Source organism: Marinomonas shanghaiensis (genome assembly GCF_003259175.1).
Classification (GTDB): domain Bacteria; phylum Pseudomonadota; class Gammaproteobacteria; order Pseudomonadales; family Marinomonadaceae; genus Marinomonas; species Marinomonas shanghaiensis.
In genome coordinates, this window is record NZ_QGOK01000003.1 from 355,207 (window position 1) to 368,279 (window position 13,073).

The window sequence follows — 13,073 nt, forward strand, 5'->3', positions numbered from 1 at the left end:
TTTAGGAAGTATCACATGAATGCAAACGATTCTAAATCCGGTGTTGTGTCTCCCTTGTCTCTGCTTAAGCTCATTGCGTACAGTTGTATTGGTATTTTTGTCTTTTTTATCCCGATCAGTGTCGGTGGAAAAGAAACCATACCACTCGATCATATCGTGTCTTGGTTACGAAACGATTTTGGTCAAATGGCCGAGGTCTACGCCATTTTGGTGGTGTTGGCGGGTGGTGCGTATCCTTTTATTTCGGGCGGCTGGCGTGCTAGCAAAACACAAACGGTGTTGTCTGTTTTTAAGGTTTTAGGTGTGGTGACAGCGGTGATGGCGTTTTTCTCCGTTGGACCGGCTTTTTTGTTAGAAAAAGACATGTTGCCATTCTTATTCAGTAAATTGGTGGTGCCAGTTGGCCTGATTGTCCCTATTGGTGCGGTGTTTTTGGCGTTTTTGATTGGCTATGGTTTGCTTGAGTTTGCAGGCGTACTTTTACAGCCAATCATGAAACCATTGTTTAAAACGCCGGGTAAGTCTGCGATTGATGCGGTGGCGTCTTTTGTCGGCAGCTATTCTATTGGGCTGCTGATTACCAATCGAGTATACAAATCCGGTCAATATTCTGCCAAAGAAGCCGCGATTATTGCCACAGGCTTTTCCACCGTATCAGCGACATTTATGGTAATTGTCGCGAAAACACTGGGGTTGATGGAGGTTTGGAATATCTTTTTCTGGGCAACCTTGCTGATTACCTTTGTGGTGACAGCGATTACAGTGCGACTTTTCCCGCTGAGCAAAATGGACGACACAGCCGAGAGTCGAGAAGTGGAAAAATTCCAGCACTCTCGTTTTAAACAGGCGGCTTTAGAAGGGCTGGAAGTGGCGAACAATGCCACGCCGATTGCTCGTAGTATCCTACAAAATATCAAAGAGGGCATGCTCATGGCGATGAGTATATTGCCTTCTATTATGTCTGTGGGTTTGTGTGGCTTGCTATTGGCGAAATACACGCCAGTATTTGAGTGGATTGGTTACTTGTTCTACCCCTTTGCGTGGATTGCACAATTACCTGATCCCATGATGGTGGCGACGGCGTCGGCGACAGGGCTAGCGGAAATGTTCTTACCGGCTTTGATCGCCGCGAAAAGCGTCTTTGTCGTGAAGTTTGTGGTTGGCGTGGTGTCTATCTCGTCGATACTTTTCTTCTCTGCGTCGATTCCGTGTATTTTGTCGACCGAGATCCCGTTGAGCATCAAGCAAATGCTGATTGTTTGGTATCAACGAGTCGCTTTGACCATTCTAATCGCTTCGCCAGTGGCGTTTTGGGCAGAACAATTTGTTAAGTAAAACACTTAACGGATAAAGCGAAATAAAACACGCTAAATTGATGATGTTGCCTCAATCTAGTGTGTTTTATTCTTTTTTCAGAATGTCGAATTTCTTCAATTAATACAGGCTTTCGGTCGTTAGGATTGAGCTTCAAATGTATTTTTTGGAGATTTCCTTATGTTAAAACGCATTAACTATTATGCTGCTGCACCACAAGCATTTGAGCTTTTACTGAAGCAAGAAGACATCTTAGGCAAGCAATTCGCACAGATACCCAGTTTAGGTAAGACGATTTTAGAGCTAGTGAAGCTTCGTGCATCACAAATAAACCAGTGTGCTTTTTGTTTGGATATGCACAGTACACAAGCTCTCGAAATGGGGGAAACGCACGAGCGAATCATTGCTTTAAGTGCATGGCAAGATTCTCCACTATTTTCAGAGCAAGAGCGTCAAGCTTTGGCCTGGGTAGAGCATCTTGTAGCAGGCCATTCTGTAGATGATGCTCATTATGAAGAAATGTTGGCCAGTTTCGGTGAATCTGGATTAACCTATTTAACCATTGCAATAAATGCTATTTCGAGTTGGAATCGAATGGTAAAAGTCTTTAAGCCTGAGGTTGGCAGTTTTCGCTAAATAAGCCGTCTCCACTCACAGTAAGTTAGAGGATGAATATGCTGTCGCCCTTGTTGTTTGATATCCATTTTCCTCAAGGGCCACTTTCTCTATGGGTACAGGCTATTTGGTCAGCTCAAATCCCAATGGATCAACAAGGTGTGACTCGCCGTTTGGTTGCGGATGCTGGTAGTGGCATCTTGTTTAATCTTGGGGTGCCAGTGTTAATCGACCAGCAAGCATTCCAAGATCCAGTGATGTTCCAACCAACGAATCAACATGCTCATCTCATTCATTTGCCATCAGGAACGGATTTAGTTGGTGTGCGTTTTCAGCCCGGAATGGGGCGCTTATTTCAAACAAAATTGGCAAAACAACAAGACATGACCGATTCACTAGAAGAGTCTGAATTTATTCAATCTTTGTTGATGCAATTAAAAGACGGTACGAGCATTCAAAAGCGTATAGATTTGTTAGAGAAGTCTTTTAATCAAAGGACTGCTAGCATGACGGACAGTCATGATCCTGTACTGAAAGCGGTAGAGTTGTTGCAGCAATCTTCTAGGGTCGATTTATTAGATGCGCTCCCACTTAGTCAGCGTCAAATAGAGCGACAGTTTCAACGTCGTTTGAGTATGTCGCCAAAATATTTCCAACGGTTGAGAAGAGTGCGAGCCGTTTTGTTGGCTTTAAAAAATGAAGAAAATCATGGGAGATTGGCTGAACTCGCTATCGAGTACGGCTTTTCTGATCAAGCGCATATGACACGTGAGTGCCAGTTAATCGCGGGTATTACCCCAAAGCGTTATATTAATCGTAAGCTATTAACATAAGCAGTGCGTATTTTTAGTGGTGCCATTCGCCATGTTTCCTTATGATTCAAACATGAATTCAAAACTTCAATTTACCTCTATTTACCTTCCCGTATTGCTGGTGTTATGGCTGGGGCTTTTTCTCGACAGCAAAACCGTGGCTGAGCAAGCTCACTTTAACCAGTGGATGACCAATGCTTTAGTGTTGGGGGGCTTTGCTTGGGTGTATTCACGCGTCACCGCTAAGATCAAAAAGCTGATGCTGTATGGCGTTGTCTTGGCATTGCTTGGTGAAGTGGTGTTTTCTCTTCTTTTGGGTATGTACGAATACCGTCTTGAAAACGTACCGATTTATGTTCCTTTAGGTCATAGCCTTGTCTACGCTGCGGTGTTTTACATCCAAAAAGAGAAGATTATCCAGCACAATAAAGCGCGGGTGGTGTTTATTCTGTATTGGGGCATGATTGTCTATTCAAGCCTATGGTTGGTGTTTGATAAAGACGTGTTTGGCTTTCTGTGTATGTTGGGCATTCTTTTCCTTTTGAAAAAGACACCCGAAAATGCCGTGTTTTTTCTCATCATGTTTTTCATGGTGGCGTATTTAGAATTACTTGGAACCTACTACCAATGTTGGGTGTGGCCTGCTATTTGGTTCGACGAGGTTGCCTTTATTCCTAGTAGTAATCCACCCAGCGGTATCAGCGTGTTTTACTTTGGTTTCGATGTTGGTTGTCTGTGGATTTATAAAAAACTGAATGGCAAGAAGTGGCGCCGCATGAAAACACTGCGACGCTTGTCAGTGGCTAGAGAAATTAAGCAATCAGCTTGATGACGTGTTTGGAGCATTGCGCTGTGAGGGATCTCGTTTCAAATCTTTCACTAATGTACGCGGGTCAACGGCTTCGCGCTGTTGTTTTGTCGCGGCCGCCCACCACCATAACTGATTAAATGTGCGCCCCAAATAATCCTGCCAGTGTTCTTTGTCCTGTAAATAATCGCCATCTTGCTGGAAAACCGTTTGGGCTTTGGGGATGTGTATCATGGCGGATACCGACAAACAACCGAGCTCTGCCAAAAAAGTTCGCATGTTTACAGCGGCGCGAGCGCCACCCCATTGACCCGCAGAATAGGTAACAATGGCGCTGGGTTTGTATGAAAACAGCGATGCGCCAAAGTGGTTGAGTAAATTCGCTAATGCTGGACTCATGGAGTGGTTGTATTCTGGACTAACCATCACATAAGCGTCGGCTTGAGCGATTTTAGTCGCTAGGTTATCGAGTCCTGTTGGTACTTTACTTTGGTGATAAGAAAAATGCGGTTTAAAAATCGTCTCTAGTGGGTAGTGTAGTGGGTCAATTAATTCAACGGTTAAATCAGAAAAATGCTCTTCAAGGTAGCTGACGCAAGCTCTGGCAACACGTTCGCCAAGTCTTGCAGGAGACGGTGGTGTGCTGTCCCGAACGCTGCCTAAAAATACCAATACCTTCATGTCCTCTCCTTTAGTAAGCCCAATGATTCAGCAGGAGACTTGCTAACCCTTAGGGCGGTTTTAGGCGTTAAATCCGCAGTGGCAAATAATGCTAATAGCTGCGCTCTCGTCCAGCCTTCTTTTTGGTAATCGATGATAACTGGCTGATAGCCCGCGTCCATAATGATGTCGAGCACATTGCGGGAAGTACCGCAATCTGGGCTGTGATGAATGACAATCACAGTGACTCCTATATTGAAGATTGATTGACGCGTTGACTTAGTTGTTCGGCTGATTCAACACGCTCAGAATAACGATCGACTAGGTAGTTTGTATTGTCTCTTAGTAAAAGCGTGAACTTCATGAGTTCTTCCATTACATCCACGATGCGATTGTAATAAGGCGAGGGTTTCATGCGGTTATTGTCGTCAAATTCTAAAAATGCTTTGGCCACAGAAGATTGATTAGCAATGGTAAACATGCGCATCCAACGGCCAAGAATACGCAGTTGATTGACAACGTTAAACGATTGCGAGCCGCCACAAACTTGCATAACAGCAAGCGTTTTCCCTTGAGTCGGTCGCACACTGCCAATGCTTAAGGGCACCCAATCAATTTGGCTTTTGAAAACACTGGTCATGGAACCGTGGCGTTCAGGTGAGCACCATACTTGCCCCTCTGACCACACCATGAGTTCTCGTAGTTCGATTACTTTTGGGTGTTTGTCATCACCGCTGTCGGTTTGAGGTAATCCCTCAGGATTAAAGATTTTTACATCGGCACCAAAATGCGTAAGGATACGAGCGCACTCTTCGATCACCAAACGACTGAATGAGCGCTCTCGTAATGATCCATACAGCAATAAAATACGAGGTTTGTGTGCAGAGGTTGCGCAAGCAAAATGATGAAAGTCTGGCGTTTCTAACTGTGCGAAATCGATATTGTGTAGTTCATTGCGGTTGTCTTGAGTCATTCTTTAATCAGCCAGTTAATAAATATATGGATAATCATATATTTATTATCCATATATTCAAGCGGTTCTTTCTGGGCCTCACCATAAAAAATGCCAGCATACAAATGCTGGCATTGTTCTTTTGGCAAATCGAGCATGTGCCATGTATGGATTACAGGTCGGCTTCAATGACAGCAACAAGCGCGTCGTCTTTCGGTGTTACATCAGGAGAGAAACGTTCTACTTTGCCATTTTTGGTGATCAAGAATTTCTCAAAATTCCACACCACTTCAGGTGCCTTGGTTGCTTCGATTTTATGTCCCGCTAGCATGTTCACCATGGCGTCGCGATTGGGTGTAACAGGTGCCGCTTCAATCAGATTTTTGTACAGTGGGTGTTTATTCTCACCGGTGACAACAATTTTACTGAACATAGGGAAGGTCACATCGTAAGTTAGGCTGCAGAATTGTTGAATTTCTTCATCGCTGCCAGGTTCTTGTCCCGCGAAATCGTTTGCTGGAAAACCAAGAATCTCTAAGCCTTGTTCGTGGTATTTCTTGTACAAAGCTTCAAGACCTTCGTACTGAGGCGTTAATCCGCACTTAGAGGCAACATTCACGACCAAAACCGTTTTGCCTTGGTAAGTGGACAAATCAACCTGTTTGCCTTGTATGTCATTTACGCTTAGATTCAGTGGGTGACTCATAAGAACTCCTTATTAATTTGTGTTCAATGTTAAGATCTTAGCGGTTTACGGTCGTCTATAATGCGGAAAAAATGCACAACCTAAGGGCCGATTTATTGTTAGGCTTTTAACGGACCACCTTGATCTAACAGTAACTCGCGTAGTTTGCAGAACACTTCTGGTGATTGACGCACACCATCGTGTTCGTAACTGTTGGTCAGCCAAACTTGTGTGTTGGCGACTTGTCTAGCGGTTTTTAAAGACAATTCACGGGGCACGTACATGTCGTTGTGATACACCGCTGCTACCACAGGCACTTTGTTTTGTGCCAGCTTCTCTAGATCGTACAAGGGCGCATAATCTTTATAGTCGGCAAGGGCATGTGCAGCACCAGCAAAAGGGCGCAGCGAACTAATCTGTTCGAACATCCATGGGTAGATCATTTCGCCCGTTAGCATGAGTGGCGAATGGGACGCATCAAACTCGTCGAACTGTTCACGCAGTTGTTGGGCTGCCCAGCCTGTTTTTTTGTTTGCTTGACCATAAATGCTTTCATGGATGACGGCGAAAAGTGGTCCTTCATGGTAGCTGGTATGGTTCATCACTTGTTCTAAAAATACATCGCTAAGGCGCGTTTTGTCACTGCCCGCAAAGGCTTCATCGACCAACCAATGCAGTTGATCAATCCCCGGTCCCATGCCCAGCAAAATACCGATGCTTTGGAATCGCTCTAACGTAAGTTGATCGCCATCAGGTAAAAGCACTTTGTCGTCAGTTAAGCATTGTGCGATCTTCGCCATGACCTTGGCGTCTTCTGGATAGCGCGCATAATAGTCTTGGTTTTTCTCGATCACCCGTTGGTACGTTAACTGGTACACCTCTTGTGCTGATTCTTCCAGTCCTGCTAATCCGCCTGTCACGTAACACGCTGCTAGGCCTTCTGGTGCTTGGGACAAATACGTCAGCGTGATAAAGCCACCGTAGCTTTGTCCTAGGGTTTCAAATAAACGTCCGCCATACACGGTTTTGCGTAAATGCTCGCAATCGGCCACTATGCTGTCAGCGCGGAATTTTAGTAGATAATCACGGCCTTCTTCGGCAGACAATTGACTGATCAGCTTAGTATCGATCCGACTGCTACGACCTGTACCACGTTGATCGATTAAAATGACACGGTGCGTTTTTAAGGCTTCCGCCATCCAAGAAGGCGAACCCGGCATTGGGCGAGGGGACTTGCCACCAGGGCCACCTTGTAAAAACAGCAACAAAGGCAGCTCATCATCGGCGCGGTTTACGTCTACCACCTCACGAGCAAACAAGGTAATCATTGGGCTGTTATCTGGGCTGTTATTAGGGCTCTTGTTAGGGCTGTTGTTAAAGGGACGCCAATCCAACGGAACCTCCAACTCGTACTCGGTAATAAGCATGCCTTTCATCTTGTATTGCTGCTGTGCTGTGTTCATATTGCCCCGTTATTGTTCAATAGCGATAGAGATTGCCTGCCACTTTAGCATTAGTAGACACGGGCGTTCGAATTGTTTGTTGGTAAGCTGCTTGGTTTCTTGTGTTCTGGTGGCGCCAGCCGAAAAATAACGTAGAATCTGGTTTAGTGTTATCCCTAGACTTGTAATTGTTATTTTTAGTACCAACTTATTACTCTATGCAAAATGATTAGATATGATCATGGAGAGACACATTCCACTTTACATTTATGACAAAACAGCGCTACGGAGTGCCTTTATATGAAGAAACTTGATTTTTACCCAACAACCAACATTGATGAATTGGCGTGGCCTGAAGAAAACTACGATCTGACTATCGATTCTTCAGCACTGCTTTTTTTTACGGATTTTCAAAATAATAAACCTCTGGTGGTTGAGTCCACTTCACCCGTATTAAAAGTCAAAGAACTAATGCAGAAAGAGCATGTGAGACTGAAATTTGTTGTTGACGAAAAAGAGCATTTTATTGGCGTTGTGAGTTCTGACGACATTATTGAGCGCAAAATTGTTCAAAAAGTATCGGAAGGATTGGAGCGAGCTGAAATTGTTGTCGCTGACTTGATGACGCCTAAAAAGAATCTAAAAGCGTTGGACTGGCAAGATATTTCTAAAGCCACCATTTCTGACGTAATCACCGCGCTTCAAAACAACGGTGAGCGTCACTGTCTTGTGCTTGACCGTGAAAATCACAAGATTCGTGGTATCTTCTCTGCCAGTGATATCTCTCGTAGACTGCGCCTAAATATCGATATTCAAGAAAAAACCAGCTTTTCTAAAGTATTTACCGCGACACTTTAAAATTCAAACAAGACGTTTTGTCTGGCACTTTCATAGCCTCTTATTGCCTACGACTCATAGGCAATAAGAGGCTGTTTGGTTTTATACCCTTCATATAATTGATCTTTTGATAGCATCTTCAACAGCATTTACATACAAAGCTCGATCGGCCTCCTTCCTAGGAAAACAGCTCTTTTAACATTGGCTCAGGGTTGTTTAAGAAGGCTTTGGTCACTCCGTAGTGTTCGGTGTCTTCGTATTTGACTGGGTAAATGCCTGTTTTATCGATTTGGTAAATTTTCGCTCCAGGATACGCCATTAGAATCGGTGAATGTGTCGCGATAATGAATTGAGATTGTTGGTTTATCAGTTGGTGCATTCGACTCAATACTGCCAATTGTCTTGTCGGTGAAAGCGCGGCTTCCGGCTCGTCAAGTAGATAAAGTCCGTTTCCGCCAAAGCGTTTCAACATAAGCGCTAGAAAGGATTCGCCATGGGATTGCTGATGCAGCGATTTTCCACCATAGCTGTCTTTAATAAACGGCGCAGGGGCGGGGTCTTCATCCAATTCATCAATATTGGTGGCAACGTTATAGAAGCTTTCCGCTCGAAGAAAAAAGCCATCTCGGTAGCGTTTAAAGGATTTTGAAAGGCGAAGGTAGCTATGGAGATCCGAATGAGTAGTGCGCGTGCCGAAGTTGAAATTTTTGGTTCCACCTTCTGCGTTGAATCCCAGACTCACTGCAATAGCTTCGAGCAAGGTGGATTTGCCACTGCCGTTTTCCCCAACAAAAATCGTCACTGCTTTATCGAATTCAATAAAATCCAATTCCTTTACCGCAGGGATAGAGAAAGGATAAACGTCAAAAGAGTCGATTAAAACTCGTTTAAGTTCGATGGTTTTTAAATATGGCAGCGGTTCCATGCTCATTACTCTTGCTACTTGTTAGGGCGTTGTTCACATACAAAAAGAGCCTCAAGGAAGGCTCTTTTGATGAGTTTTAAACATAATAGCAATATAGCGCTAAGCAATCCAAATCTGCTGGACGTTAACAAATTCGCGTATGCCTTGCGGACCAAGTTCACGACCATAGCCGGATTTACCAATGCCGCCTGATGGTAATCTAGGGTCGCTTTTTACAATGCCATTGACAGCAATTTGCCCAGATTCCAGTGTCTCAATGGCTCGATCTATGGCCACTTGGCTGCTGGTCCAAATGCTGGCGCCTAAGCCGTATTCAGTGTTGTTTGCCAGTTCTAGCGCTTGATCAATCGTATCAATCGGCGTCACGCTCAGCACAGGGCCAAAGGTTTCTTCTTCAAACACGGTCATGCCGGGTTTTACATCGACCAATAATGTCGGTGGATAAAAGAACCCCGAGCGAGAAGGCAAATCGCCTCCGGTTAAACAGCGAGCACCGGCGTCGATGCTTTCTGATACTTGGCGATGCAGTTGATCTCGCAAGTCTTCCCGAGCCAATGGGCCGAGATTATTGCTTTCGTCCCTTGGATCGCCACACTTGAGTTTGCTAAAGCGTTCTCGCAGCGCTTCACAAACTTCGTTGTAAATGGATTTTTCAACAAACAAGCGCTTCACCGCAATACAAGATTGCCCTGCGTTGATCATGCGCGATAGGGTAATAATATCGAGCGCTTTCTCCAAATCGGCATCGGCCATTAGGATGCAAGGATCAGAACCGCCCAGTTCCAATACCGCAGGCTTTAAGCCTGAGGCCGCTTGCGAGGCAATCGCCTGTCCCGCTTTACTGGAACCAGTAAAAGACACGGCTTTGACTTTTGGGTGGTCGATCATTTTACTGGCCACCGAGTTTGGTACTGGCAAATTGGCGACCACGTTTTCTGGCACGCCTGCTTGGTGAAAACATTCGACCAATTTGTGGGCCGTAGCTGGCACATTAGGATCTGCCTTGAGTACACAAGTATTGCCCGCCATTAACGCGGGTGCCAGAAAGCGCAATGCTAACCAAACAGGCGCATTCCAAGGCAATATGCCCAATACTGTGCCGAGAGGAGGGTATTGCACATAACTGTGGCTAGCGTCGGATTCCAGCGATTCTGACGCTAAAAACTTAGCACCGCTTTCTGCGTAATAATCGGCGCACCAGGCGCTTTTCTCTACTTCGGCCAGACCCTCTTTTATCGGCTTGCCCATTTCCAATGCCATTAAATTGGCCAGTTCGCTTTTATTTTCTCGCAATGTCGTTGCCACGGCTTTTAACACCGCGGTTCGTTTAGCAAAGCTTTTGGCTTTCCATTCGCTGAAGCCCTTCGCCACCTGATTGATGGTAGTGTGTGCCTGCTCTAAACTGAGTGACGGGCTGGCAGGCAAGGCTTGCCCAGTGGTTGGATTAATGGTTTCTAGCATAATCACCTCGTATTAGCTGGCTGCTTTCTCGGTTTGCTTAGGATTTGATTTGGTTTTCTTCGTGTCCTCTTTTATTGGTACGGTGCCAGACAAATCGATGCATTGTTTTTCCTGAGGAATTGCAACGGCGGATTTCACTGTGAAGTCCCGATCCATACTAAAGAAAGAGCGACAGCCGTCTTCGGTGATCTCAATAGTGTCTGAAATACCGCAAGTTTTGTTGCCTTCAATGCCCCACATCCACGGAATCATATGGAAGGTCATACCCGGTTTGAGCACCGCTGAATTACCTTGTTTTAAGCTGATGATATAACCTTCGTCCCAACTTGGCGGGAAGGCGATACCAATGGAATAGCCAGATCGGGTAATCAAACTCGCACCCACTTGGTTGTCCATAATGATATTGCGCACCATGTTGTCCACGTCCGATACCGTCATGCCGGGTTGTACCACGCGGTGGATTTCATTGAGCGCGCGCTTCATGACTTCTTGTGACTGATACATAGCATCGGATAATTCGCCCAGAATCACGGTGCGCATCATGGCAGTGTGATAACGGCGATAACAACCGCCCACCTCTAAGAAGACATGCTCGTTGGGTTGTACCGTACGACCTTCAAAAGTGGCGTGACCAATCATGGTACGTGGGCCAGAGGTGACGTAAGGCATGACGGCGGGTGTCTCTCCGCCTGCACGAAACATGGCCGCGGCGATTTCAGCGCCGATTTCATTTTCTGTAATGCCTGGACGACAAATCTCAATGCCCGCCTTCATACCAGCTTCGGTTGCGAGGGCGGCACGACGCATGATGGCGATTTCCTCTTGCGACTTACAGATTCGACCTTCTTCGACGATACCGAAGCAATCCATCAGCTTAGCGTTCTTCAAGGTAGTATGGATGCAATCCTGTTGGTACGCTGGGAAGAAGTAGCTGTTGCGCTCGTAACCAATGCGTTTGTCTGCCAAACCAAATTCGCGTAGGGCATCCACTAGCATTTGAATCGCATCGCCTGTGTCTGGGTAAGGACGAGTTAATTCGACCCAAGTGCGAGCAAAAATATTGGACTCTTCTAAGGCTCGCGTGATCATGAAGGGCTCTTTTTCGAGCGGGATCACCAGCGCCTGAAAAAAAGAATAGCCTGTGGTTTGGTAATCGGTTAGGTAAGTGATGTTTTCAGGATCAGTCACCACTACCGCGTCCAAACGACGCTCAGCAATGCGAGCGCGCAACTCGGCTAATCGGCGCTGATATTCAGCGAAAGTAAACGTCATATCGTCCCGTTCAATCATGCGGCTTCCTCCATTACAAAACGTACGGCATCTTTTAGAATATCCAAACCTTCGATCAGGTCTGCATCCGGTATGGTCAGTGGTGGAATGATCTTCAATACTCGACCACCGCTACCACACGCGCCCAGCATCAAGCCGTTTTTAAAGCAGCGTTGTACTACTTTGGCGGCTAGGTCACCGCTGCCCATGTCTAGGCCGAGAATCAAGCCTTTGCCACGCAGTTCTTTGGCGCTGTGTTCGCTCACTAAGGGTTCTAAAGCATGGCGAACGGTATTTACTTTTTCTGAGACTTCAGACATTAGCTTGTCGTCTTCAAAGTAGCTTAAAGCCACTTCACCGGCGACGAAGGATAAATTCTGTCCACGGAAGGTCCCAGTGTGTTCGCCTGGTGACCAATGTTTGTCTAAATCAGGGTGCACCAAATTCATTGCCATTGGCGTACCCGCGCCACCAACCCCTTTGGCTAAAGTAATGATGTCTGGATTGATGCCCATGTCATCAAAGCTGAAATACGAGCCAGTGCGGCCGCAGCCCACTTGAATGTCATCGACAATCAGTACAGAGCCAAACTCTTTTGCGAGTTTTTCCAGCTTCTGCATCCACTCTTTGCTAGCGACGTTAACACCGCCTTCCGCTTGGATGGTTTCGACCATAAAGGCCGCTGGTGGTTTGATGCCGCTTGAAGGGTCACGGTATTGGTGCCCTAAAGCATCTAATGCCGCAAGAGCCGATTCATGATCGTGTTCTTGATCGAACAACTCGTGGCTTACATGCAGCAAAGGCACGCCAGACGCTTGACGGAAATATTCGTTGGCCGTTGCGGCTAACGCCCCTAATGTCATGCCGTGAAAGCCTTGGCTAAAGGCGACAATGTTGTGACGGCCTGTGGCGTTACGTGCCAGCTTCATCGCGGCCTCAACGGCGTTGGTGCCAGTGGGCCCCATAAACTGCATGCGATGGGGCATGTTGCGAGGTTTTAAAATCACATCGGTAAATTTCTGCATAAAATTGGCTTTGGCTTGGGTTTGCATGTCCAAGCTGTGCAGAACGCCATCTTTTTGCAGGTAATCGATCATGGCTTCTTTCATGTAGGGATTATTGTGCCCAAAGTTCAGCACTCCAGCGCCAGCGAAAAAATCAATGTATTCCTTGCCACTTTCATCCGTTTGGCGAGCGTTTTTTGCCGTAACAAAAACCGTTGGGTACGTGCGAGCGTAGGCTCGAATATTGGATTCTCGTTGTTCGAAAATAGTCATAACGTCTCCTATCAAC

General features: G+C 45.9%; 14 protein-coding genes. 5 read left to right on the forward strand and 9 right to left on the reverse strand.

Annotated elements, in window-relative coordinates; translation table 11 throughout:
* The first annotated feature begins 15 nt into the window (after positions 1–15).
* The 4 genes from DKT73_RS02050 (at position 16) to DKT73_RS02065 (ending at position 3,570) form a co-directional block, all read left to right on the forward strand.
* On the forward strand, positions 16–1,335 hold the full coding sequence (locus tag DKT73_RS02050) for a YjiH family protein (RefSeq protein ID WP_111636919.1): 1,320 nt from the start codon (positions 16–18) through the stop codon (positions 1,333–1,335).
* Positions 1,336–1,494: 159 nt separating this feature from the next.
* Positions 1,495–1,950, forward strand: coding sequence for a carboxymuconolactone decarboxylase family protein (locus DKT73_RS02055; protein ID WP_111636920.1), 456 nt, complete (start codon positions 1,495–1,497; stop codon positions 1,948–1,950).
* Positions 1,951–1,988: 38 nt separating this feature from the next.
* Positions 1,989–2,762 (forward strand): helix-turn-helix domain-containing protein, encoded by a 774-nt coding sequence (locus DKT73_RS02060; protein ID WP_157959141.1) that lies wholly within the window; start codon positions 1,989–1,991, stop codon positions 2,760–2,762.
* 52 nt (positions 2,763–2,814) lie between these two features.
* Positions 2,815–3,570, forward strand: coding sequence for a hypothetical protein (locus tag DKT73_RS02065; RefSeq protein ID WP_111637173.1), 756 nt, complete (start codon positions 2,815–2,817; stop codon positions 3,568–3,570).
* Here DKT73_RS02065 and DKT73_RS02070 read toward each other — a convergent pair.
* From DKT73_RS02070 to DKT73_RS02090, 5 genes are all read right to left on the reverse strand, one after another.
* Positions 3,562–4,230, reverse strand: coding sequence for an NADPH-dependent FMN reductase (locus DKT73_RS02070; protein ID WP_111636922.1), 669 nt, complete (start codon positions 4,228–4,230; stop codon positions 3,562–3,564). The genes DKT73_RS02065 and DKT73_RS02070 overlap by 9 nt on opposite strands.
* A complete protein-coding gene (locus DKT73_RS02075; RefSeq protein WP_232827757.1) occupies positions 4,227–4,451 on the reverse strand; it encodes a thioredoxin domain-containing protein in 225 nt (74 codons plus the stop codon). Before DKT73_RS02075 ends, DKT73_RS02070 begins: the two co-directional genes overlap by 4 nt.
* Before the next feature lie 8 nt (positions 4,452–4,459).
* Entirely contained in the window at positions 4,460–5,182 is a 723-nt protein-coding gene (arsH, locus tag DKT73_RS02080; protein ID WP_111636923.1) for an arsenical resistance protein ArsH, read from the reverse strand.
* A 151-nt stretch (positions 5,183–5,333) separates the two neighbouring features.
* The gene (locus tag DKT73_RS02085) at positions 5,334–5,867 is read right to left on the reverse strand and encodes a glutathione peroxidase (RefSeq protein WP_111636924.1); all 534 of its coding nucleotides are present in this window, start codon (positions 5,865–5,867) and stop codon (positions 5,334–5,336) included.
* Positions 5,868–5,965: 98 nt separating this feature from the next.
* Positions 5,966–7,309 carry an alpha/beta fold hydrolase gene (locus tag DKT73_RS02090; RefSeq protein WP_111636925.1) on the reverse strand — a complete coding sequence of 448 codons (1,344 nt, stop codon included), beginning with the start codon at positions 7,307–7,309 and terminating at the stop codon, positions 5,966–5,968.
* Positions 7,310–7,588: 279 nt separating this feature from the next.
* On the opposite strand from DKT73_RS02090, the gene DKT73_RS02095 reads away from it, so the two are divergent.
* Positions 7,589–8,146 (forward strand): CBS domain-containing protein, encoded by a 558-nt coding sequence (locus DKT73_RS02095; RefSeq protein WP_111636926.1) that lies wholly within the window; start codon positions 7,589–7,591, stop codon positions 8,144–8,146.
* 157 nt (positions 8,147–8,303) lie between these two features.
* Here the strand turns inward: DKT73_RS02095 and DKT73_RS02100 are convergent, their stop codons facing one another.
* From DKT73_RS02100 to DKT73_RS02115, 4 genes are all read right to left on the reverse strand, one after another.
* Complete coding sequence (locus DKT73_RS02100) at positions 8,304–9,050, reverse strand: AAA family ATPase (protein WP_232827758.1); 747 nt, start codon at positions 9,048–9,050, stop codon at positions 8,304–8,306.
* A 99-nt stretch (positions 9,051–9,149) separates the two neighbouring features.
* Positions 9,150–10,511: an NAD-dependent succinate-semialdehyde dehydrogenase gene (locus DKT73_RS02105; RefSeq protein WP_111636928.1), complete on the reverse strand. Its 1,362-nt coding sequence runs from the start codon at positions 10,509–10,511 to the stop codon at positions 9,150–9,152.
* Positions 10,512–10,523: 12 nt separating this feature from the next.
* The gene (gene doeA / locus DKT73_RS02110) at positions 10,524–11,801 is read right to left on the reverse strand and encodes an ectoine hydrolase (protein WP_111636929.1); all 1,278 of its coding nucleotides are present in this window, start codon (positions 11,799–11,801) and stop codon (positions 10,524–10,526) included.
* Positions 11,798–13,057 (reverse strand): aspartate aminotransferase family protein, encoded by a 1,260-nt coding sequence (locus tag DKT73_RS02115; protein WP_111636930.1) that lies wholly within the window; start codon positions 13,055–13,057, stop codon positions 11,798–11,800. The genes doeA and DKT73_RS02115 overlap by 4 nt, the downstream gene beginning before the upstream one ends.
* Positions 13,058–13,073 lie beyond the last annotated feature (16 nt).

What these genes read in the sequence shown, in the direction of transcription:
- DKT73_RS02065 (WP_111637173.1), top strand. Translation starts at nt 2,815, where the DNA reads ATGAATTCAAAACTTCAATTTACCTCTATTTACCTTCCCGTATTGCTG.
- DKT73_RS02050 (WP_111636919.1), top strand. Translation starts at nt 16, where the DNA reads ATGAATGCAAACGATTCTAAATCCGGTGTTGTGTCTCCCTTGTCTCTG.
- DKT73_RS02100 (WP_232827758.1), bottom strand. Translation starts at nt 9,050, where the DNA reads ATGGAACCGCTGCCATATTTAAAAACCATCGAACTTAAACGAGTTTTA.
- DKT73_RS02085 (WP_111636924.1), bottom strand. Translation starts at nt 5,867, where the DNA reads ATGAGTCACCCACTGAATCTAAGCGTAAATGACATACAAGGCAAACAG.
- doeA (WP_111636929.1), bottom strand. Translation starts at nt 11,801, where the DNA reads ATGATTGAACGGGACGATATGACGTTTACTTTCGCTGAATATCAGCGC.
- DKT73_RS02060 (WP_157959141.1), top strand. Translation starts at nt 1,989, where the DNA reads ATGCTGTCGCCCTTGTTGTTTGATATCCATTTTCCTCAAGGGCCACTT.
- DKT73_RS02090 (WP_111636925.1), bottom strand. Translation starts at nt 7,309, where the DNA reads ATGAACACAGCACAGCAGCAATACAAGATGAAAGGCATGCTTATTACC.
- DKT73_RS02105 (WP_111636928.1), bottom strand. Translation starts at nt 10,511, where the DNA reads ATGCTAGAAACCATTAATCCAACCACTGGGCAAGCCTTGCCTGCCAGC.
- DKT73_RS02115 (WP_111636930.1), bottom strand. Translation starts at nt 13,057, where the DNA reads ATGACTATTTTCGAACAACGAGAATCCAATATTCGAGCCTACGCTCGC.
- DKT73_RS02070 (WP_111636922.1), bottom strand. Translation starts at nt 4,230, where the DNA reads ATGAAGGTATTGGTATTTTTAGGCAGCGTTCGGGACAGCACACCACCG.
- DKT73_RS02095 (WP_111636926.1), top strand. Translation starts at nt 7,589, where the DNA reads ATGAAGAAACTTGATTTTTACCCAACAACCAACATTGATGAATTGGCG.
- DKT73_RS02055 (WP_111636920.1), top strand. Translation starts at nt 1,495, where the DNA reads ATGTTAAAACGCATTAACTATTATGCTGCTGCACCACAAGCATTTGAG.
- arsH (WP_111636923.1), bottom strand. Translation starts at nt 5,182, where the DNA reads ATGACTCAAGACAACCGCAATGAACTACACAATATCGATTTCGCACAG.